Origin of the sequence: uncultured Veillonella sp. (assembly GCF_963524655.1) — a bacterium.
In the GTDB taxonomy this organism is placed as follows: Bacteria; Bacillota; Negativicutes; order Veillonellales; family Veillonellaceae; genus Veillonella.
Window position 1 is genome coordinate 1 of record NZ_CAURHA010000033.1, and the last position, 22,226, is coordinate 22,226.

Genomic DNA, 22,226 nt, shown 5'->3' on the forward strand with positions numbered 1-22,226 from the left:
GCGATGCGATGCGATGCGATGCGGTGCGATGCAATAGATAGAGGCCTTTATGATATAACGAGGACATAATTATGGAATTTAGAATTGCGACGGCTCAAGATACGCCACATGTGGAGAATCTCTGGGCGTACTGCTTTGAACCTAAGGAAGATCCATTCTTCCAATATTATTTTACAAATTGCTATGAACCAGAACATACAATGGTTGGTCTAGAACAAGACCAGTTGTTAAGTACCGTTCATTTGCGTCAATATAATCTTAATGTACGCGGCGCTGTACTGACTACAAGTTATATGGTAGGTGTTGCTACACATCCGGCAGCACGCCGTGGTGGTGTAGGTGGTGCGTTGTTGACTGCTACATTAGAGGAACTTCGTAAGCGCGGTCAAGCTATGACGATTTTAATGCCCTCTAAAGCGGCTTTTTACCAACAATATGGTTGGGAACTCTATGCTCATCAATGGGTGAACACCATGTCTCTTGAAGATTTGCGCCCTATGACGGATAAATCTTTGAGCTTTGGCTTACTTAATAGCGTAGACCAATGGACATTGCTAGATCCAGTATATAAAGCGTATACAGCGCGTTTATCTGGTTATGCAGAGCGCGGTGAAAAAGAATGGAAACGCTTGCTTGGCAGCTTCTTTGCGGAAGGTGTAAACATCGCTGTTGTGCGCAATGATGAAAATATTATCGAAGGGTATGCTGTATATCGTTTAGGCCAACCTGAAATCCCTGTTTCTGAATTGGTGTATACTACACGACGTGCACAACGGGCATTGCTCAATTACTTCTACAATCATCGCTCCCAAGGCACTTCTATCCGTTGGAATGAAGGTCTTCACGATACATACTATCGCTTCTATCCAGATGGTAAAAGCGGACATTCCACTATGCCGTATATGATGAGTCGTATTGTTGATGTGAAAGCGGCTCTTGAAGCGATTCCTGTAAATCCAGAGGCATTGATGATGCCTATTACTTTGACCTTTGGCGTTAAAGATAGCCTTTGTGCATGGAATGAAGGTCGCTACGAAGTACAATACGGCGGTGCATTAACGCCAACTATTAAGAAAGTATCTGATACGCTTGAAGGTGAAGTAGATCTTACTATTGAAGTGGGTGCTTTGAGCCAACTTTTGATGGGTACATTAACAGCACGGGATCTTGCCTTTGAAGGTAAACTTTCAGTCGGGGAAGAATGGTTAGATTATTTCGATATCCTCTATCCTGAACAAAAAACATATATTAACGAGTGGTGGTAATATGAGCTGGAAAACGTATACGGTAAAAGAACCGACAGAATTAACAGTCTCTAAATATGTAAAGGAACGGTTTTCTCTATCCTCTCGAGACATTCAAATGATGTTCCGCAAGAAACGGGTAAAAGTAAATAGCCGTGTAGCCCATTCTCAGCGGTCCCTCAAAAAAGGTGATGTCTTAACCTTGGAACTGCCACAAGATAAGGATTATGGGGTAGATGTAGAAAAGGGGCCTATTACCGTTCTCTACGAAGATGCTCATACCTTGGTGGTTAATAAGGATCCTTTTATGCTCGTTCATCCAGCAGGTCAAACAAAGTCTTGTACATTGAGCAACTATGTGGCAGGTTATTATGCGAAAAAGGGCGTAGTTCATAAGGTTCGCCCTGTGCATCGCCTTGACCGCGACACATCCGGTTGCATTCTCTTTGGCAAAACTAAGGAAGCGCAGCAATACTACACAGATGAACTGCAAGCTGGTCGTATCGATCGCATCTATACTGGCCTTGTAGAAGGTCGCATTGACTCAGATGGTGTTGTCGACGCGCCTATCGGTGTAGATCCCATATTTGATAACCGCCGTGTCATCGATGAATTTGGTCAACCGGCACAAACGGAATATACCGTTCTTCGTCATGATGGGGATCATACTTTACTGCGATTTAAATTGCTCACAGGTCGAACTCATCAAATTCGTGTACACATGGAACACATTGGTCATCCTATTGTGGGAGACGCCATGTATGGGACACGTAATAAACCCTATACACGTCAATGCTTGCATGCGTCAGAACTCACCTTTGTACCCTATGGTAAGGACGAGCCTATAACGGTAACCTATGAAGTAGGGGACGACTTTGGTCGTGAAAAATAGTAATTGCTTTTATAAGTATCATCAACTATAATCTAAATGATGATGTGGTCATAGAGCATGCCACGTAAAATAAAGAAAGCTCAATCGTTAGATGTGGACATAGAGCGTGCCACGTAAAACAAAAAAAGCTCAATTGATGATTGTGTATTCGTGTATACAAAAAACAATAGTGATAAAAACGCATAGTCTATGCATCAAAAGCATAGACTATGTTTTTTTTATATTTTCAATTCACAGAGGACAGGTGTATACTATGCGTAGACATAAAATTCTATAGACTATAAAGTTTATGATTTTATCATGAAATAGTTTGTTAGTTATACTTTCACCAAGCCCGAACGGAACGATGCCGCAGCGCTTGGGATGATCAAGTGATATGAAGGAGTGCACGTTATGGATATGAATCAGAGCACAATTGAGCAACAACGTCTAGATCAAGCTAGACTCGAAGCCAATGGTATGTACAGCAGTCAATTTGAAAAAGATGCGTGCGGCATGGGCTTTGTCGTTAATATTAAGGGTAAAAAATCCCATGATATTATCGATGACGGTTTGCGTATTTTAGAGCGTCTTGAGCACCGCGGTGGTGCAGGCGCCGATAAGGACACAGGGGATGGTGCCGGTATTTTGGTACAAATTCCACATGAGTTCTTTAAGCGCGAATGCGAAGTGCTTGGCATTAACTTGCCTTCCGCTGGTGATTACGGCGTAGGTATGGTCTTTGCCCATAAATATGAAAGTCTCCGTAACGAGCAAAAACGCATTTTTGAAGAGGTTGTTCGCGAAGAGGGCCAAGTTGTTCTCGGCTGGCGTGAAGTACCAGTTGATGGTACAAAGGTTGGTCAAGAGGCGGCTGCCATTCGCCCTTGGATGATTCAAATCCTCATCGGTAAAGGTCCAGATGTAACGAATAATAAAGAATTTGAACGTAAATTGTACATCATCCGTAAATTGGCTGAAAAACGCATTATTCCGTTGAGCAAGGAATTATCTAGCGACTTTTATATCGCATCTTTGTCTTCTAAGACAATCGTATATAAAGGTATGTTAACACCTGGTCAATTGCGTGACTTTTACCTTGATTTGAGCGACCTTGACTTTACATCTGCGTTGGCAATGGTCCACTCCCGTTTCAGTACAAATACATTCCCAAGCTGGGCTCGGGCGCATCCTAACCGTTTCTTAGTGCATAATGGTGAAATCAACACTATCCGCGGTAACGTAAACTGGATCAATGCTCGTGAAGGTAAAGCAGAATCTCCATTATTCCCAGATATTAAAAAGGTGTTCCCTGTAGTAGATGACAGCGGTTCTGACTCCGCTATGTTCGACAACACTTTGGAATTCTTGCACATGACAGGTCGTTCCTTACCTCATGCAATCATGATGATGATTCCTGAACCTTGGGAGCGCAATAATCTCATGAGCCAAGAAAAACATGACTTCTATGAGTTCAATAGCTTCATGATGGAACCATGGGATGGTCCTGCCGCTATGGGCTTCACTGATGGTACTGTTATCGGTGGCGTACTTGACCGTAATGGTTTGCGTCCTGCTCGTTACTATGTAACAACTGATGATCGCGTTATCATGGCGTCCGAAGTGGGTGTAGTAAATGAAAATGCTGAAAATATTCGTGCTAAAGGTCGCTTGGAACCAGGTAAAATGTTGCTCATCGATACAGAGGAACAACGTATTATTTCTGACGAGGAAATCAAGCAACGCGTAGCTACTGAATTGCCATATGATGAATGGGTAAAAGAGCACGTTATTCACTTGTCTGAAATTACACAAGCTGATGAAAGCGATATTCCAAAAGTTGAAGATTTATTCAAAAATCAACAAGCCTTTGGTTATACTCAAGAAGATCTTGTGCGTATGATCGTACCTATGGCAAAGGATGGTAAAGATCCTGTAGGCGCTATGGGGGCCGATGCTCCACTTGCTATCTTGTCCGATAAACCACAATTGTTATACAGCTACTTCAAGCAAATGTTCGCCCAAGTAACAAATCCTCCAATCGACTCCATTCGAGAGGAAATGGTTACATCTACGCGCGTTATGCTTGGTAACTCTGGTAACTTAACAGATCCAAACAAAGCTGGTACTTATGCGTTATCCATGCGTACACCAATTCTTACAAACCAAGAGTTGGCATCCATCAAGGCTCTTGACTGCCGTCGCATGAAATCCGTTACATTGCCAATCCTCTTCGATCCAACTAAGGGCGCTGAAGGCTTGCGTGATGCGTTAAATGAATTATGTGAAAAAGCAGAAGAGGCAGCACGTACAGAACAAAATGTATTGATTTTATCCGACCGTGGCGTTGATGAAAATCATGCACCAATTCCAGCATTGTTGGCTGTAGCGGCTGTTCATAATCACTTGATCAATAAAGTGTTGCGCACAGAAATCGGTCTTATTCTCGAATCTGGTGAGCCACGCGAAGTTCATCACTTCTGTACATTAATTGGTTATGGTGTAACAGCTATTAACCCATACTTAGCACTTGAAACAGTACGCGACTTACAAGCTCGTAAACGCCTTGGTGATATTACGGTTGAAGAAGCTGAAAAGAACTACATCAAAGCAGCTGTAGGCGGCATCATGAAGGTTATGTCCAAAATGGGGATTTCTACAGTTCGCTCTTACCATGGCGCACAAATCTTTGAAGCGTTGGGCTTGAATACTAACTTCATCAACAAGTTCTTCGTAAATACTCCAACACGTATCGGTGGTATCGGTCTTGGCGGTGTAGCACACGAAGCCTTAGCTCGTTACGAACGTGCTTTCAAATCCGACGAAACTGTACTTGAACCAGGCGGTTGGTATGGTCCTGTAAAAGATGGGGAAGAGCATTTGTTTAACCCTAAGACGATTGATTTGTTACAAGAATCCCTTATTAATGGCGACTATGCTAAATATAAAGAGTATTCTAAAGCTATTCGCAATGATTACCATGTTACATTGCGTTCCTTGATGGAATTGAACTACCCAGTAGGCGGCGGCATTCCTATTGAAGAGGTTGAATCTGAAGAATCTATCGTAAAACGCTTTAAAGCGGGCGCTATGAGTTATGGTGCCATCAGTAAAGAGGCGCATGAAGCGATTGCTATCGCTATGAACCGCCTTGGCTCTACATCTAACTCTGGTGAAGGTGGCGAAGATGTAGCTCGCTTCAAACCATTGCCAAACGGCGACAGCCTAAACTCCGAAGTAAAACAGATCGCCTCTGGTCGTTTTGGTGTAACTGCGAACTACCTAATCCACGCAAAAGAATTACAAATCAAATGTGCTCAAGGTGCTAAACCAGGTGAAGGTGGTCAATTACCAGGTAAAAAGGTGTACCCTGAAATTGCTAAAGCTCGTCACTCTACTCCAGGGGTTGAGCTCGTATCTCCACCACCTCATCACGATATTTACTCCATCGAAGATTTGGCTGAGTTGATTTATGATTTGAAATGCGTCAATAAAGATGCACGTATCTCCGTTAAATTAACATCTGAAGCTGGCGTTGGTACTATCGCTGCTGGCGTTGCGAAAGCAAAAGCAGACAATATCTTGATCTCTGGTTACGACGGTGGTACAGGTGCGGCAGGCCGTACGTCTGTAAAACACGCTGGGGTGCCTTGGGAATTAGGTTTGTCCGAAACGCATCAAACATTGATGCTCAACAGATTGCGTGACCGCGTTCAATTAGAAGTAGACTCCAAGTTGATGACCGGTTTCGACGTAGCAGTAGCAGCTATGCTGGGTGCTGAGCTGTTCGGCTTCGGTACATTGCCACTCGTTGCAGTAGGCTGTAAAATGGCTCGTGTATGTAACCTCAACACATGTCCTTATGGTGTAGCGACACAAGATGAAAAATTGCGTGCCCGCTTTACAGGTAAACCTGAGTATGTAGAAAATTTGATGATCTTCATCGCTCGTGAATTGCGCGAAATCATGGCTCGCTTAGGTATTCGCTCTGTAGCTGAACTCGTTGGCCGTATCGACCTCGTTCGTCAAAAATCTCAAGACGATAATTTCAAATTGTCTCGCGTTGACCTTAAACGCGTTTTGTTCCGTCCATACATCGACTCCTCTGTAGGTCACATGCACACTGTTGACCAAGATCACGAATTGGAACGCACATTGGATATGTCCAAGCTCTTACGTATGTGTCGTCCTGCTATTGAGGATCAAAAACCTATTCGCGCTAAATTGGCTATTACAAACATTAACCGTGTTGTAGGTACTTTGGTTGGCTCTGAGGTGACTCGTCGTTACGGTGAAAGCGGCTTGCCAGATAATACAATCAAGTTGAACTTTGAAGGCTCTGCAGGCCAATCCTTCGGTGCTTTCATTCCTAAAGGCATGACGTTAGAATTAGAAGGCGATGCAAACGATTACCTCGGTAAAGGCTTATCCGGTGGTACTATCACTGTATATCCACCTAAAGATTCTATCTTTGAAGCTGACGAAAACATCCTTATTGGTAACGTTGCCTTCTACGGTGCAACCTCTGGTACATCCTACATCAACGGTGTAGCTGGTGAACGTTTCGCCGTTCGTAACAGTGGTATTACTGCTGTTGTTGAAGGTGTAGGCGACCATGGTTGTGAATACATGACTGGTGGCGAAGTTCTTGTACTCGGCAAAATCGGCCGTAACTTTGCAGCAGGTATGTCCGGTGGCTATGCGTATATCCTTGATTGTGATGAACGCTATGTCAATACAGGTCTCGTAGAATTACGTCCTGCTAACACTGAAGATGACCTCAAACGCATTAAAGAATTAGTAGAACAACATGTATTGCATACGAACTCTGCTAAAGGCCGTCACATTCTAGAAAACTGGAATAACTTTGTAAATAGATTTACAAAAGTTGTACCTGTAGCATATGAAGAAATGCACGCTGCTATTGAACGCTATAAAGAACAAGGTTTATCCTTGGAAGAAGCACAATTAGCTGCATTCAAAGAAAAATATGCATAATAGATTTATAAAACAATGATAATAAAAAACTCCCACTAGTTGATTAAAGACTAGTGGGAGTTTTTGTAATATAATTTAGTGATACTAGAGATTATTCAAAGTAGGAGCTGACTAAACGTCCATCTTGATCTTTAATATACCATGTTGAATTAACTCTCTCCATGGTTACATTACCCGTAAAAAACTGATGTTTAACTCTACCATTAATTGAATCTTTTGCATGTAGCTGATATTCGTATATTACTTGATTTGGATTAGCAGATAATACCCTTGTAGAAGTTAAGGTAACATTAAGGGTTGTATTATATCCACTTCTCCAAGTGTTGTAATAACCTACGCTAGCTTGTTGCTGCTCGGATAATAGTGCATAAGCTCCATTAAAGTTCTTTTGATTTAATCTATCGTAATAAGAGCGTAATGCATTTGTACTTTGTTCGATATAATTATTTTCGGTTTGTACAGACGTTTGAGGTGTTGAGGTGGACTGAGGATTACTTCCTGATGGTGATACTGTTTTTGATGTATCTACTGTTGTAGTAGACTTGGATGGTTTTGGTTTCGTTGTATTGCTTGGAAATTTATTGGAATCCATTGATACGAATGCAGCTACTATAATACCTATAAGAACAATGATTGTTAAAATAAATTTTGTTGCTGAACCTGAATCTGGAGATAATTGAATATCTTTTTCTTCACTTATTTGAGGTGTTACAATCTCAAACGAAGTTGGATAACCATAACGATTAGGTGTAATATCACCTTTTTTTAGAAGTAGATACAGTGAATAAAGTGTATTGATATAAGGAATGAATAAAATTATAGATGTCCAACCAGGATTATTTAAGTCGTGGGCTCTTCGCGTGGAGATGGCAAGTGTTGGTAAGAAAAATACTATGTTAAATAAGACTATACCATAAAAGACATATTCAGGTTTTTTACTTATATATGTAATTAATAAACCGATAGCTGTTACTAAAACAAATAGCAGAGTTTCTATTAATATATAACGACAATATTCACCTCTGCTTGCTCGTCCATTAAACTCAGCATATTTTTGAGTAAATGAAAACTTAAAGTTATCTATTTCACTAAGTATATATGGATCTAAATCGTATGTACTTAAAGGGGTAGCGTTATTTGAGTTCGTTGTTTCTAAATTAATTTGGGGACTATCAGGAGATTCCGTTGTTAGTTGATTATTGGTAGATGTATCCTCAAGCACTTCAGAATTAATTGTTGTAGGAGTACCACAATGTGGGCAGAAATTATTTTCAATAGGAATTGGTTTACTACATTTTGAGCATGTTTTTTCGTTTAAGGGTTCTTGTTTTAAACCACAATTTCCACAGAATACCGTTTGTTCACGTAGTAACGCATCACAATTAGGACAACGTCTCATAATGATAATATCCTTTCTGTAAAATAAGTTTGTATTGGTGCATATGAGATTTATATATTTATTATACTGAAATTTTGATGAAAATGAAATATAGATGAAAGATAGGCAGAGTTTAAGTGTTTTGACTATAGAGGCATTTTCATGTATAATATTTGTATTGCAATATTGGATCATGGCAGTTCTCGGGCCTGTGCAATGGGGGCCTGTGAATCGTGTCAGGACTGAGAGGTAGCAGCACTAAGCGGTAACCTTCATGTGCCACGGGGAACCCGGGGGCTGTCGTGATCGAATATTGCAAGGCGGCCTGAGGGGCCGCTTTTTTTATGTCTAATTGATAGAGGGAAATGGGTCGTATAAATTAATGATAGAACTCTATAAAATGAGTAAGATTTTCGTGAATATGGTATAATAAAGTATTGTAATTTTCGGAAAAAGGGGGTGTTCCAATGGCATATATTGCGTTATATCGTAAGTACCGTCCACAGACGTTTACCGATGTGGTTGGTCAGCATCAGGTATCGGATACATTGATGCGTGCTATCCGCGAGGATAAGGTGGCTCATGCGTATTTGTTTGCTGGTCCTCGAGGGACTGGTAAGACTAGTATGGCCAAGATTTTCGCGCGCGCTATTAACTGTGAACATGGGCCAACGGATCATCCTTGTAACGAGTGTAGTGCTTGTAAATCGATTTTGAGCGGCCAGTCCATGGATGTTCTTGAAATCGACGCCGCCTCCAATCGTGGTATCGATGAGGTACGTGCCCTTCGTGAAAGCGTCAAATTCATGCCTGTTGAAGGCCGTAAAAAGGTGTTCATCATCGACGAAGCCCACATGCTTACGACTGAGGCTTGGAATGCGCTTTTAAAAACTATCGAAGAGCCACCGGCTCACGTTATGTTTATCTTCGCTACCACAGAAATTGAAAAATTGCCTGTTACTATCGTGTCTCGTTGTCAGCGCTATACCTTCAGACGCATTACGTCTGATGATATCGCACAGCGTTTATCCTATGTAGCGGAAAAGGAAGGTTTTGGCTTAGATCCTGCAGCAGCGCAGCTCATCGCTGTTCATGCGGACGGCGGTTTGCGCGATGCGTTGAGTATCTTAGACCAATGTGCCGGTATGGCAACAGGTACTATTACGCCACAAGTAGTAGAAGAACTCATCGGTCTTGTTAGCAAGGAATGGATTATTCACTTCCTAGATGCGTTGCGCAACGGGGATGGTCCCAAATTGTTGTCCTATATCCACGATGCCTTAGCAGAAGGTCGTGATGCGACGCAGATTATGGAAGCCCTCATTCAGCACGTGCGGGCCTTACTAGTTGGTAAGGTCGCAGCTGATGCGGACGAGCTCAAGGTATACGATGCCTTTAAGACCGAGTTTTTAGCTCAAGCTGAAAGCATCGATTTTAATGAGCTTAATCAATATGTGCGCAGTGCTCAGTCCATCATGAATGATGCCAAACAGGTGGATAATCCACGAACTATCATCGAAATGGGCCTTTTAGTACTTTGTGCCAAATTAAGCTCTGTTGATGAAAGCTTAGAAGACCGTGTGTATGCATTAGAGTCTTCAGAACGATCTGAACGAAATGATTTATTGAACCGCATGGCTCAATTAGAGCAACGAGGCCCAGCTGTTGCAACTACACCTGCTTACGGTGCCAATGCCTTTGGACCGCCAGGTGGTTATGCCAATAGCTTTGTCCCTGTAGATAATGCTGCTGTACAGAATGCCTCCATGAGTAGTACTCAAACTAGTACTGTTGGCACTGTGCCGCCTCCAAGTGGCGTGGGGATGACACCACCGCCTGCGAGTGTAGGCATGACCCCTCCACCTATGGGTACGCCTGGTAGTACACCGCCTCCTATGAATGGAGTAGGTATGGCTCCGCCTCCAATGGGCGGTGTTGGTATGGCGCCACCAAGTACAAGCAGTGCACCAGAACGACCTGCTAGAAATCAAGCCAAAGGTCGTGGTAAAAAAGGTATTAGTACACAAGCTATCATTAGTGATCAAATCTTGTCGGCTCAAGAGTATCGCAATGTACAGTCCAATGTCATTAAATACTTGAAGGACAGTAATCGCAATATGACCTCTACCGTAATTGGCCAAGGTCAACTTGTATACGTAGACCAAAGCAAGGCTGTTATGGCCTTCAAAAATACATTGCATCTCAATGTAATGACCAACGAAGTAAACTTGGCAGAAGCGGCAGATGCTTTCACCTATACGCTGGGATATCCAGTGCATGTAGAAATCGTTGATGCTCTCACACAAGTTTACAAAGACTATAAAAAGGCCTCTGGCAGTACGACGCAGCGCCAAGTAAAAGCGCCGCAACGACCGCAAGAGCCAATGGTGGATGTACATACAACATCTGGAGTACAGCCGACACAAATGGACTTAACTAATGATGAGCAACCAAGTAAGCCTGATTCCGCAGCAGTAGATGCGGCAAAGGCGGCGGCCTTAGCATTCTTAGCAAAGAAAACGGGCGGTGCTGCTGTAAGTGCCACAACTGGCGATGATATTCCAGTTCATTCCTTTGATGATGTGCCTGTAGAGGATATGGAGGAATCTTACGTATCATCTTTAGATGATATACCACCACATCCATTAGATAGTGTCACTGTTATCAGTGAAGATGGGGAAGTTCTAGAACGCCCTATGGATAGCGGTGCCCATATTGAGGTAGAAGCTGTCCCAAAGTCTAATGGGGGCGAACAGCAACAGGGAACCCCTTATCAAAGTGATGATCATACTATGCTTTCACAAGCACCTATTGAAGTGGCGCCCATCGATAGCGTGACGGTAGCTCGTGAATATGCATGGGATCCAGAGCATATGACAGAAGAGGAACGAAATAATCCTCTTTTGGCAGAAACATTAGAAAAACTATCTGAAGACCACGACATCATCGTCGAGATCATCGAAGAATAAATCAATTAGAATATTAGTATAGGACGTAGATCCTAAAAGGAGGAATTACAATGTTTGGTAAAGGTATGGGCAATATGGCTGGCATGATGAAAAAAGTTCAAAAAATGCAAGCAGATATGAAGAAAATGCAAGAAGAATTAAAAACTCGTACAGTAGAGGCTTCCGTTGGTGGCGGTGCTGTAACAGTTGTGATGAACGGTGAAAAAATCATCGAGTCTTTGAAATTGAACCCAACTGCAGTTGATCCTGAAGACGTAGAAATGTTAGAAGATTTAGTGATGGCGGCTGTAAACGAAGCTAGCAAAAAAGTAGACGACCTCTTGGCTCAAGAAATGGGCAAAGTAACTGGTGGTCTTAACTTGCCAACAGGTTTATTCTAAATGACAAATGCTTTAGAACGGCTCGTAGAGCAGTTGCGCCGCTTGCCAGGTATCGGCTCCAAGTCGGCTAGACGCTTGGCTTATCATTTGGTAGAAATGCCGAAGGAAGAGGTAGACCGTCTCGTGGAAACCATCGTAGAAGCGAAGGGGGCTACGCGTCACTGTTCTATTTGCTTTAACTTATCAGCTCAAGACCCTTGTGAATTCTGTAGCAATCCGAATCGCGATCAAACGACGATTATGGTCGTTGAAACATCTCGCGATGTGATTGCTATCGAGCGCAGTGGTGACTATAAGGGCTTATATCACGTATTGGAAGGCGCTTTATCCCCTATGGAGGGCATCGGTGCTGACGATATTCGCGTAAAAGAATTGATTGCCCGCCTTCGGGATGGTGTCGTACAAGAGGTTATCCTCGCTACTGACCCAGATGTAGAAGGGGAGGCGACAGCTCTCTATTTGGCGCGTTTATTAAGTCCAAGTGGCATTAAGGTAACGCGCATTGCCCGCGGTGTTCCTGTAGGTGGCGATATCGAATATGCCGATGAATTAACGTTAGGCGGTGCTGTAGTGAACCGCCAAGAAATGAAAGGATAATATGGGAGCTTTATTAGCATCACCGATTATTTCGGCGGTTGTATCCGTTGCTGTAGCCTACATTGCTTTCAAAGTAGCCTTTTTTACTCTTAAACGAGTATTTATGAATGCAGTAACTGGTATTTTGACGTATTTAGTATGCGTTCATATCCTTAATATTCCTATGGATATTGGTTTGGGCGTATGGGCTTTAACAGCAATTCTAGGCCCTATTCCAATGCTCATTGCTGCCGGATGGTACGGCTTTTTAAAATAGGAGGACCTCATGCTTATCAATCGTGAACAACAACGCGTTATTGATGAAGTTGAACAGAATATCCTCTTGTTAGCGTCCGCTGGGACGGGAAAAACGAATACACTTGCTTATCGAGTGGCTCACCTCATCGAGGGCGGCTATGCGAAGGCGGAGAATATCTTGTGTATGACCTTTACGAACAAGGCGGCAAACGAGATGAAAGACCGCATTCAATCGCTCGTAGGCAGTCCTGCAAAGGCTGTGGAGGTTAGTACGTTCCACAGCTTTTGCTTTTTCGTGCTCCAACAAGAGGGGAAGCGCAATGAAACCTTGTATACGGATGTAACGATCTTTGATGAAGAGGATTGCAAGGAATTGTCTGAACCGTATCGTCCAGGTAAATTGCGAGAAATGTCCTTTGCCAACATCATCGGTATGGTAAAAGAATATCGCTCTCTATATGGGTTCTATTCTGATGATCTCGTAGGCGATTATAAACGAACGATTGATCGTTTGCAAAAGGAACAGCGTCCTACTATTGAGCAACAGTTCTCTCGCTTTGGCAATGTTCTCTACAGTGAACTCCATGACTTCTTGAACCATGGTCACGAGTGGATTGCCGCCTATGATGAAAGCTTAGCCTCCGTACATGGTCTAGATTTCACAGATCTCATTTGCGGTGTTCATCGCCTATTCCAAGATCCCGTAGTTCGGGAGCGTTGGCGTAGCCGTTATAGCTATATCTCTGTAGATGAAATGCAAGATACGGGCATTCTAGAGTACAAGGTTCTAGAAATGCTGTGGGAAGGTAATCACGTCCTATTATGTGGGGATTATTTCCAAACTATATACGAATGGCGTGGGTCCGATCCATTCCGTTTGCTCAAGCAGTTTGATGCGGACTTTAAGCCTTTAAAAATCATTTTCTACGAAAACTACCGCTCTAACTGGACGCTCTTTACGATGGCTTTCAAAACATTGCAGAATATGTTCCCTGATCTGGTAGGTTCTATCTATACTGAGTTGCCTCGCGCTAATAGTGAAAGAAAGGGCAAGCCTGTTCTCATAAAAGGCTGTAAAAATAGCTATCTCGAGGGACGATATATCTATGAAGCTATCTGCGCCTTGCCAAAGGATGCCAATATTGGCGTTTTAGTACGAGATAATAAAAAGGCACAACGGCTGAGCGACTCCTTTGAACGCCTCAACAATGAAAAACCTGAAGACGAACGTCGTCACTTTATGATCATTGACGAGTTTAAATTCTTTAGACGTCAAGAAATCAAAGACGTTATGGCTTACTTTAAACTGCTTATGAACCCGAATGACTCCGTCAGCGCTAAGCGCATTATAAAACGCTATGTTGCTGGTATCGGTGACGCTCGTATTGCAGCCATTGAAAGCCCTGAGACGCGACAAGTAGGCTTAAAATTGACGGACTTTATGGATATGCCTATCTTTGAAGCCGAGCCTTATGCGAAGCTCGTCAGTGGTTTAGAACATCATGAGGTCGTGGTGTATGACGTAGAAAGTACTGGTACCGATACGTCCCAGGATCGTATCATTCAAATTGCGGCCATCCGCATCGATGAAAATGGGCAGGTCCTAGAAACCTTTGAACGCTTTATCAACCCAGGGGTACCTGTGGGACAATCCGAAGAAGTACACGGCTTCTCCGATGAGTATTTACAGGAACACGGCGAAGAGCCAGCTATAGTGCTACAAGCCTTTAAGGAATTCTCCAAGAATGCCATTATCGTAGGCCACAATGTAAACTACGATGTGACCATCTTTACTAATGAATTGGCACGCCATAATTTAGGTAATCCAGAGTTCAAGGCTATTTATGATACACTCGATATTTACCGTCGTTTCTATCCTAATTTGCCAAATCATAAACTGGGCTTCCTAGCATCAGAGTTTCCTATCAATCATGAGCCTACGCACAATGCGATGGACGATATCTTGGCCACTGCACAGCTTTTAATTTATGCAGTGAAAGAAAATATCGTGCCTACCACAACTGGTCGTATGGTGGCAATCAATAAGTATAAGGCTGCTTTCACTAATATTGCGTCCCAAATGGCGACGTTACGTAGAAAGGCCTATACGGAGTTACCAACGAAGTTATTGGCGTACATTATGAACCAAATGGGGGTTCTAGAATACTATAAATCCCATGGGGAAGCGGCAAAGGTAGAGCATATACGGGATCTATATCGCATTATGGAAAAACTAGATGCTGCCTATGAAGGGCTGGCTGGTTTAGCTCGATTAAATCAAATCTTGCAGATGGCGGCCCTTACCGCAGGTGAGCCAGCTCAACAGGTACGTAACGAAGATCGCATTCCTATCATTACCATCCATCAAGCAAAGGGGAGCGAGTTTGACCATGTATTCCTAGCAGGCCTCAACGAAGGTACCTTCCCAAGCCCATTTGCCATTGCAGAAGGGCGTGAAGACGAAGAAAAGCGCTTGTTCTATGTGGCCATAACGCGTCCTAAGCAAGAGCTGACCATTACCTTTGAACAAACCAATATACGTGGCCGAGCGGTTCAACCAAGCTCGCTACTGAACTATATGCCACGAGACAATGAGCTCGTAGAAAGGAGATACTAATGGCGAGAAAAACACATCGTCCCGATGATATTTTGTGGACCGTAACTGCCGCAGATATAGACGCTGCACGTAGTGAAAAACAGGATGTTACATTAGGTGAAGTACTAGATACAAAATATCCTCGTAAGTCTTTAGTAAAGTTATTTGAGGAAAAACTAATCCACATCAATGACCATAAGGCAACGCCAAAGGATGTTATCTCCGAAGGTGACGAGATTTGGATTGCCATGGCGAAGGAAAAAATAGATCACGAACCAATTGAAATGAATCTACATATCTTATATGAAGATGATGATCTCCTCATTGTGGATAAGCCGGCTGGTGTGACAGTAAACTCCAAAGACCAAGTATCCCTTGCCAATGGTGTGGCGTATTACTTTAAAGAACATGGCATTAAGCGGAAGGTACGTTTCTTGAATCGCTTAGATAGAGATACAACGGGCTGTATTGCGATTGCTAAAAGTGGCTTAGCCCAAAGTCTTTATCAACAGCAAATGGATGATAATACCTTTGAAAAGTGGTATATGGCTACTGTGGAAGGCATCGTAGAAGCTGATGAAGATTCCTTGGTATTATCTATGGAACGCAGTATTGATGGGATTCATTACGAAGTAAATCCTAAAGGAAAAGAGACTCGTACAGATTATTCCGTCCTATGTAGACATCAATCACAGCCTGTGGATAAGTCTGTGAATAAGTCTAAAAATTCTGTGGATATAGTATCAAAAAATGTGGATATAGAACTATCAGATGTGGATAAAAGTGGTCAAAATGTGGACAAATCTGTGTATAACTCCCAAGAATGTGGATATACAGAGGTTTTAGTCCGTTTGTACACAGGAAAAACACATCAAATTCGTGTGGCTTTCAGCCATATAGGTCACCCTCTCGTAGGGGATACCTTATATGGCGCACAACCAACGGGGCAGCCGTTCCAATTGCGTGCCCAAAAGGTTGTATTTACACACATGCGCACAGGCGAGCGTATTACGGTTACCGCATAATTACCTCTAACTACTTTTTTACTTATCACTAGGTAAGTATCAAAAAGTGCGTAATATATATTACGTATTAATAATTAGATAGTAATTTGTTAACAATAGATCTACGCTATAGATTGTGAAGTCACAATACATCAAATATTCTAATTGAGAAATGAGAATCGTTGATAATTCAGTGAAAACAACGATTTTATAAAAATTTTTCAAAAAATATAATGACAAATGATAATCAATAAGCTATAATAGGAATATAAATAAATCGATAGGCTTCGATTTATAGCTTAGTGAATTGAATGTAAGAGGTGTAGTTTAATATGATTTTACAAGAAAATAGTGCAGCACGTAATCGGGGGATTACGCTTGCTAGTATAAAAGGTATTATAGGTAACGTCGTTCTCGTTATTTTTAAAATGATTGTAGGCCTTGCGTCTAACTCTATTGCCATCATCCTTGATGCGGTAAACAACTTAACAGACGTTTTGTCCTCTGTATTGACTATTGTTGGTACAAAATTAGCAGCTAAGGGTGCCGATAAGGAGCATCCATTTGGTCATGGACGTATAGAATATATGACTACTATGGCCATTGCTTTCATCATCCTTGGTGCAGGTATTGGATCCCTTAAGGAATCCATAGAAAAAATTATTCATCCTGAGGTATCTACCTTTGATATTCCAAGCTTGGCGATTATCGCCGTGGCTATCGTTGTGAAAGTAGTGATGGGCCGTTATATTAAGGCACAAGGCGAGAAATACAAATCCGATGCGCTCGTAGCGTCTGGTATAGATGCCCTCTTTGATGCAGTGATTACCTTTGCTACATTAGTATCTGCAGCGTTAGTATTCTTCTTTGACTTTGACATTCAAGGTTATGTAGGTGCGGCTATCTCTGTTTTAATTTTGAAAGCTGCTTATGACATTTTAAAAGAAATGTATAATCATTTGCTTGGCGTTCGTGCAGATGATAACTTAGTTCGTGAAATTAAAGAAACTATCGCTCAACATCCAAATGTGGGCGGTGTATATGATTTAGTGTTAAATAGTTATGGTCCTGGTGAAACAATTGGATCTGTTCATATTACAGTGCCAGATACGATGACTATGGCTGATATTCATCCACTAACAAAAAGTATCGCCGTTCATCTTTATAAAAAATTTGGTATTGCTATGACCGTTGGCGTATATGCTGAAAACCAACCAAGTTTAGAAGTGCTTGAAGTAAGACAAGCTCTCGACCAAGTTGTAAGTCTATATACACATGTAGTACAAGTACATGCGTTCTACGTACAAGAAGAAAAGAAAGTTATCTACTACGATATTATCTTTGACTTTGACGAAGAAGATCCACATGGCACATTAGAAAAAATTAAAGCAGAAATGCAAAAACGCTGCCCTGAATATACACAATTTGCTATTGTAGATACTGACTTCAGTAACTAATAGTAAAACATAAAGGCTTCAATCCATCATCGACAGAATACGTTTTGTCGAGCATTGGTTGAAGCCTTTTCTTTTATTAGATTAGAGATTTAGTTATACTATACATAAGCGAGGTGACTCTATATTGCGATGGAATCAAATAATCAAGAGTACTAGTTTTGAAAAGAAGAATGACTTGATATAAAGTGATATAATACATATAATATAATTTGTTGTATAAAATATAATTTGTTTTAGTGTAACCTGACTAAGGAGAGATAGTATGAAAAAAATTGCTCTTACAACGTTAGCTGTAATGGCAGCTGTTGGTGTATTGGCAGTTCAGCCTGCAGATGCGAAAAAAGTACAACAAGACCCAGTGGTATCACCTATCGAAATGCCGATGAATGATGAAATTCAACAGGTAAACGGTGTATCCAAAGCCACTAATAAAGAAACACAACGTTTGTCTAATAAATTAGCAGACGCTACTAAAGCTATGGTTAAAAAGAACTGGAAAACTATTTATGTTAAAGCAGTGCCTACGGGAGATAAGGCAGCTGTACGTTTCTATTATGTAGATACTAGAGGCCAAGTACATAATGGTCAAGTGATTAGAAATACAGGTTTATCTAAAGGTAAATACATGACAGGTTCTTTGCGTCAAGCTGAAGCTTTACAAGAACTAGTTAACCATTTAGAGCGTACTGGTCAAGAGGTACCATCCTCTATCGATATCATCATTACGCAAGGTGGATATCGCAGTAAAACTATCTTTAACTACGATGAAGATACAAGCAATCTTCCGGCGTATCAACAACAATATGAACAACAAAACTTCCCTACTATGAAGTAAAAGAAGAGCCCGTGCTATGCACGGGCTCTTTGTTATGTTACGTAGATATCTTTTATTAACTTATGTAATCGACTTTTATTAGATTACGTAGTCATTAGAGTCGTCTTTTTTAGGTTTTTTGTAAATTTCTTTTACGCCAGCCATCTCGATAAGTTCTTCTCCAAGAGCATCTTCATCGTCCGTGTTAAGCATGGAGTAGAAGGCCCAAAGGATAACGAACCAAATTGGTGTGAACAAGAGGGCGATTCGCGTGTCTTCGTTTAGCGCTAGAATAGCTAGAACGAAAACGAAGAAGCCGAGAATCACGTAATTCATTACTGGATATAGTGGCATTTTGAATTTAGATTGTGCCGCTAACTCAGGGTTTTTCTTGCGATATTTGAGGTGACAAATAACCATCATGGCCCAAATAAAGATGAAGCAGAAGGTAGAGATAGATGTAATCATAACGAATACTGCTTCAGGCATTACATAGTTGAGTACAACTGTAATCAATAATACGGCTGCAGAGAAAATCGTTGCTTGGTACGGTACGCTGCTGTGCGTTAAGCGACGCATAGAGCTAGGTGCGTGACCGCGTTTAGCAAGGGCATAAATCATACGGCCTGTACTAAAGATACCAGAGTTTGTAGCAGACGCAGCAGAGGTGAGTACCACGAAGTTTACAATGCCTGCAGCGGCTGCGATACCAACAGCGGTAAATACGGCTACAAATGGGCTAGCAGATGGGTTAACGGCCGTCCAAGGGTAAATACTCATGATGATAGCCAAGGAGCCCACATAGAATAAAATAATACGCAATGGAATGTTGTTGATAGCCATAGGAATAACCTTTTCAGGATCTTCCGTTTCGCCTGCTGTCAGACCAACGAGCTCGATGCCTGTAAAAGCAAATACAACCATTTGGAATGATAAGATAAAGCCCATCGTTCCGTTCGGGAACCATCCTCCATAATTCCACATATTACTAAAGGCGGCGACACCCGCATCAGTAGTAAAGCCTGTGAAAATCATGATGATACCGATAATAATGAGGGAGATAATGGCAATTACCTTAATCAAGGCAAACCAGAACTCCATTTCGCCGAAATATTTTACAGCTGTTAAATTCATTAATAGTAAGGCGACAAGGACAATCAAGGCTGGAATCCACTGTGGTAGCCACGGTATCCAGTACTGCATATAGAGGCCTACGGCCGTCAAGTCTGCCATGGCTAGTGAAAGCCAACAGAACCAGTATGTCCATCCTGTGATAAAGGCAGCTCGATCACCTAAATAATCCTCGACGAAATCGATAAAGGAGTGGTGATTCAAGTTGGATAATAACAATTCGCCTAATGCTCTCATGATGAAGAAGCAGATAATACCTGTAATAAGGTAGGCGAAAATAATGGATGGACCGGCCAAGTGAATGGCTCGACCGGAGCCTAAGAATAAGCCTGTACCAATGGCACCGCCAATGGCGAGCAACTGTACGTGCCGGTTCTTAAGACCTCGTTTTAACTGATGCGTATCAGACATAGTAAAGACCTCTTTTCTACAAACTATCTACAAATATAAAAAGCCATGGATAACCATAGCCTCTATAATCTATAGAATCTATAAAACTATTTTCTTATAATACAGTATCTATTGTAAAAAGTCAAATGTATTTATACAGTGGATATATAGAAAAAATAGTATTATTAATATACGAATAAAAGATAAATTATTCATTTTAAGAGAATACTTAGTCTTAAAAGGTTTATAAAATTTGCTATAATGATACATAGATTATATTTTACGTAAAACCGTGGAGGCTATTATGAGACGACAAGATCGCATGGTTACCAATATAGATGAAATTAAAGGTATTTTAAGTAGCACTCGTATCATTCATCTAGGTCTGATGGATGGTGATTACCCTTACGTGGTGCCCTTACATTTTGGATATGAATTTATAGATGAGGTACTTTATATCTATGTACATGGCCATTATGAGGGAAAGAAGTTTAGTTTGATTCAAGCGAATCCACATGTATTTATTGAAATTGATGGTAGCGATGAAGCACTCGTTTCAGGTGGAGATATACCATGTAAATATAGCTCGGTATACTCTAGTGTGATGGGTCGTGGAGAGGCTACCTATTTAGAGGCTATTGATGAAAAGTCTCATGGCTTACAAGTATTGATGAAATATCAGACAGGTCGTGAGTTTACTTTTACGGAAGCCATGGTAAACTCTGTGGGCGTAGTTCAAATTAAAGTTGTTGACTATTCGGCTAAAAGACGAAGACAACTTGAACAAGATGCTATTATGCCGCCATTAACTAAATAATGATACAACATTCCTACTGAACTCTATTATGATATAGCGTTCAGTAGGATTTTTTTGCAAAAAATATAATATAGCTCTCTTATTAGGAGAACTTACTTACAGGATAGATTTTATAAAGGTTTTATGAAGTAGCACGAGCAACAGAATAATAGTGGTATTTCTGATATATATAAAGAAATATATCATTATATAAAGCGTATAATCGCTTCATGAGGAGAGAATATGAAAAAATTAATATGTAAATCCATTTTAGCTGCTATAGCTGTTGGTTTAGTATCTATAAGCTATGTATCCGCAGATACTGTTGATCAGTCTGTATCGATTAATAATTCTGAGGCCGCATCTAAGTCTAAAAATATTACGCCAAACATGAATAATGCTTCTGCAATTATCCAAATACCAAGAATGCAATTAGTAGGCTGGCCTATAATGACTCAAGACAGTGCTCGTAACTTTAAGGGGATAGCAGAGGTTACTCAGAAATTACCGTATGAGGCTGAGGCACCTAGTTATATACCTTTTGGATATCAGCTTTATACAGCACGTCTTGATCGAAATGATGTGCTAGAGGTTGTATATTACAAAAGAAATGCACCTATCTATCAGGCTGGGGAAAAATTTATTACTAATGTTATGGCCTATCGAATGGGCTATTCCGTGGATACCGTAAGAGATACAGCGTATATTCCTGCAGAGTATAAGGACTATGAATGGTCTGAAGAAGGTGAATCTGGCAAGGTGTATTATACAGGTAAGCCAGGAGTACAATTGATCCGTAGCATTACGTGGACGGAAGGTGGCATGGCGTACTCCTTATTCTTCTTAGAACCTGTGAAAGCAGTTGATGCTGAATTCTATAAGGAACATGTAGTGCCTGTAAAAAATATAGATAGCTCACGTTATGAATTATTAGGAAACTATCCGATTACGAAGATTTCTACTAAAACAAAAGAACGAATAATTCCTTAGCAGATAAACGGGATGTAATACAAGCTGTATGTAATACACACCGTATCTAGAACAATATATTGTGTAATAGCGGTGAAATATGTAATCGCTTAACGAGGAAAGAAGATGAATAAAACTATATATAAGTCCATCTTAGCTACTATAGCTGTTGGGTTACTATCTGTAGGAAGTGTAACAGCAGATACTGTAGACACTGCTATATCTACAGATAATTCTGTATCTACAAAAACGCTTAAGTTAGGGTATAATTTTAAAAATGTCGAGCCTAGAATGGATGGTTTACAGTGGCACTTTCATGATTGGCCTATAGAGAATACACAAAAGGCTCATACTTTTAAGGGACAACTAAAAGAGGCAGTTCAGAAGCTTCCATA

The 22,226-nt window shown here is 41.2% G+C and carries 15 protein-coding genes, 1 other RNA gene and 1 pseudogene; 15 read left to right on the forward strand and 2 right to left on the reverse strand.

Annotation, left to right across the window (positions count from 1 at the left end; all coding sequences use genetic code 11):
* Positions 1 to 71 precede the first annotated feature (71 nt).
* The 3 genes from eis to gltB all read left to right on the forward strand — a co-directional run bounded on the left by eis (position 72) and on the right by gltB (position 7,113).
* Positions 72 to 1,265 (forward strand): GNAT family N-acetyltransferase, encoded by a 1,194-nt coding sequence (gene eis, locus RYM16_RS07015; protein WP_314983121.1) that lies wholly within the window; start codon positions 72 to 74, stop codon positions 1,263 to 1,265.
* Position 1,266: 1 nt separating this feature from the next.
* The gene (locus tag RYM16_RS07020) at positions 1,267 to 2,136 is read left to right on the forward strand and encodes an RluA family pseudouridine synthase (protein WP_314983122.1); all 870 of its coding nucleotides are present in this window, start codon (positions 1,267 to 1,269) and stop codon (positions 2,134 to 2,136) included.
* A gap of 393 nt (positions 2,137 to 2,529) precedes the next feature.
* A complete protein-coding gene (gltB, locus tag RYM16_RS07025) occupies positions 2,530 to 7,113 on the forward strand; it encodes a glutamate synthase large subunit (RefSeq protein WP_314983123.1) in 4,584 nt (1,527 codons plus the stop codon).
* Positions 7,114 to 7,204: 91 nt separating this feature from the next.
* Here the strand turns inward: gltB and RYM16_RS07030 are convergent, their stop codons facing one another.
* Positions 7,205 to 8,512, reverse strand: a complete 1,308-nt coding sequence (locus RYM16_RS07030; RefSeq protein WP_314983124.1) for a zinc-ribbon domain-containing protein — start codon at positions 8,510 to 8,512, stop codon at positions 7,205 to 7,207.
* Positions 8,513 to 8,691: 179 nt separating this feature from the next.
* Between RYM16_RS07030 and ffs the strand changes: the two genes are divergently transcribed.
* The 9 genes from ffs to RYM16_RS07075 all read left to right on the forward strand — a co-directional run bounded on the left by ffs (position 8,692) and on the right by RYM16_RS07075 (position 18,566).
* Positions 8,692 to 8,791, forward strand: an RNA gene (gene ffs, locus RYM16_RS07035) — signal recognition particle sRNA small type.
* Positions 8,792 to 8,958: 167 nt separating this feature from the next.
* Complete coding sequence (gene dnaX / locus RYM16_RS07040) at positions 8,959 to 11,460, forward strand: DNA polymerase III subunit gamma/tau (protein ID WP_314983125.1); 2,502 nt, start codon at positions 8,959 to 8,961, stop codon at positions 11,458 to 11,460.
* Between the two features lie 50 nt (positions 11,461 to 11,510).
* The gene (locus RYM16_RS07045) at positions 11,511 to 11,840 is read left to right on the forward strand and encodes a YbaB/EbfC family nucleoid-associated protein (RefSeq protein WP_008602262.1); all 330 of its coding nucleotides are present in this window, start codon (positions 11,511 to 11,513) and stop codon (positions 11,838 to 11,840) included.
* Positions 11,841 to 12,437: a recombination mediator RecR gene (gene recR / locus RYM16_RS07050; RefSeq protein WP_004694915.1), complete on the forward strand. Its 597-nt coding sequence runs from the start codon at positions 11,841 to 11,843 to the stop codon at positions 12,435 to 12,437.
* 1 nt (position 12,438) lies between these two features.
* Complete coding sequence (locus RYM16_RS07055) at positions 12,439 to 12,693, forward strand: hypothetical protein (RefSeq protein ID WP_105085040.1); 255 nt, start codon at positions 12,439 to 12,441, stop codon at positions 12,691 to 12,693.
* Positions 12,694 to 12,702: 9 nt separating this feature from the next.
* Positions 12,703 to 15,291: a 3'-5' exonuclease gene (locus RYM16_RS07060; RefSeq protein ID WP_314983126.1), complete on the forward strand. Its 2,589-nt coding sequence runs from the start codon at positions 12,703 to 12,705 to the stop codon at positions 15,289 to 15,291.
* Entirely contained in the window at positions 15,291 to 16,295 is a 1,005-nt protein-coding gene (locus RYM16_RS07065) for an RluA family pseudouridine synthase (protein WP_314983127.1), read from the forward strand. Before RYM16_RS07060 ends, RYM16_RS07065 begins: the two co-directional genes overlap by 1 nt.
* A gap of 311 nt (positions 16,296 to 16,606) precedes the next feature.
* Positions 16,607 to 17,731, forward strand: coding sequence for a cation diffusion facilitator family transporter (locus RYM16_RS07070; RefSeq protein ID WP_314983128.1), 1,125 nt, complete (start codon positions 16,607 to 16,609; stop codon positions 17,729 to 17,731).
* 262 nt (positions 17,732 to 17,993) lie between these two features.
* Positions 17,994 to 18,566 carry an immunity protein YezG family protein gene (locus RYM16_RS07075; protein ID WP_273298230.1) on the forward strand — a complete coding sequence of 191 codons (573 nt, stop codon included), beginning with the start codon at positions 17,994 to 17,996 and terminating at the stop codon, positions 18,564 to 18,566.
* Positions 18,567 to 18,644: 78 nt separating this feature from the next.
* Here RYM16_RS07075 and RYM16_RS07080 read toward each other — a convergent pair whose 3' ends face one another.
* A complete protein-coding gene (locus RYM16_RS07080) occupies positions 18,645 to 20,087 on the reverse strand; it encodes an amino acid permease (protein WP_314983129.1) in 1,443 nt (480 codons plus the stop codon).
* Positions 20,088 to 20,370: 283 nt separating this feature from the next.
* Here RYM16_RS07080 and RYM16_RS07085 point away from each other — a divergent pair, with 283 nt between their 5' ends.
* From RYM16_RS07085 to RYM16_RS07095, 3 genes and pseudogenes are all read left to right on the forward strand, one after another.
* The gene (locus tag RYM16_RS07085; RefSeq protein ID WP_314983130.1) at positions 20,371 to 20,883 is read left to right on the forward strand and encodes a pyridoxamine 5'-phosphate oxidase family protein; all 513 of its coding nucleotides are present in this window, start codon (positions 20,371 to 20,373) and stop codon (positions 20,881 to 20,883) included.
* Between the two features lie 222 nt (positions 20,884 to 21,105).
* On the forward strand, positions 21,106 to 21,852 hold the full coding sequence (locus RYM16_RS07090; RefSeq protein ID WP_314983131.1) for a hypothetical protein: 747 nt from the start codon (positions 21,106 to 21,108) through the stop codon (positions 21,850 to 21,852).
* Between the two features lie 105 nt (positions 21,853 to 21,957).
* Positions 21,958 to 22,226: pseudogene (locus RYM16_RS07095) on the forward strand (hypothetical protein); the annotation flags it as partial.

What these genes read in the sequence shown, in the direction of transcription:
- eis (WP_314983121.1), top strand. Translation starts at nt 72, where the DNA reads ATGGAATTTAGAATTGCGACGGCTCAAGATACGCCACATGTGGAGAAT.
- RYM16_RS07020 (WP_314983122.1), top strand. Translation starts at nt 1,267, where the DNA reads ATGAGCTGGAAAACGTATACGGTAAAAGAACCGACAGAATTAACAGTC.
- gltB (WP_314983123.1), top strand. Translation starts at nt 2,530, where the DNA reads ATGGATATGAATCAGAGCACAATTGAGCAACAACGTCTAGATCAAGCT.
- RYM16_RS07030 (WP_314983124.1), bottom strand. Translation starts at nt 8,512, where the DNA reads ATGAGACGTTGTCCTAATTGTGATGCGTTACTACGTGAACAAACGGTA.
- dnaX (WP_314983125.1), top strand. Translation starts at nt 8,959, where the DNA reads ATGGCATATATTGCGTTATATCGTAAGTACCGTCCACAGACGTTTACC.
- RYM16_RS07045 (WP_008602262.1), top strand. Translation starts at nt 11,511, where the DNA reads ATGTTTGGTAAAGGTATGGGCAATATGGCTGGCATGATGAAAAAAGTT.
- recR (WP_004694915.1), top strand. Translation starts at nt 11,841, where the DNA reads ATGACAAATGCTTTAGAACGGCTCGTAGAGCAGTTGCGCCGCTTGCCA.
- RYM16_RS07055 (WP_105085040.1), top strand. Translation starts at nt 12,439, where the DNA reads ATGGGAGCTTTATTAGCATCACCGATTATTTCGGCGGTTGTATCCGTT.
- RYM16_RS07060 (WP_314983126.1), top strand. Translation starts at nt 12,703, where the DNA reads ATGCTTATCAATCGTGAACAACAACGCGTTATTGATGAAGTTGAACAG.
- RYM16_RS07065 (WP_314983127.1), top strand. Translation starts at nt 15,291, where the DNA reads ATGGCGAGAAAAACACATCGTCCCGATGATATTTTGTGGACCGTAACT.
- RYM16_RS07070 (WP_314983128.1), top strand. Translation starts at nt 16,607, where the DNA reads ATGATTTTACAAGAAAATAGTGCAGCACGTAATCGGGGGATTACGCTT.
- RYM16_RS07075 (WP_273298230.1), top strand. Translation starts at nt 17,994, where the DNA reads ATGAAAAAAATTGCTCTTACAACGTTAGCTGTAATGGCAGCTGTTGGT.
- RYM16_RS07080 (WP_314983129.1), bottom strand. Translation starts at nt 20,087, where the DNA reads ATGTCTGATACGCATCAGTTAAAACGAGGTCTTAAGAACCGGCACGTA.
- RYM16_RS07085 (WP_314983130.1), top strand. Translation starts at nt 20,371, where the DNA reads ATGAGACGACAAGATCGCATGGTTACCAATATAGATGAAATTAAAGGT.
- RYM16_RS07090 (WP_314983131.1), top strand. Translation starts at nt 21,106, where the DNA reads ATGAAAAAATTAATATGTAAATCCATTTTAGCTGCTATAGCTGTTGGT.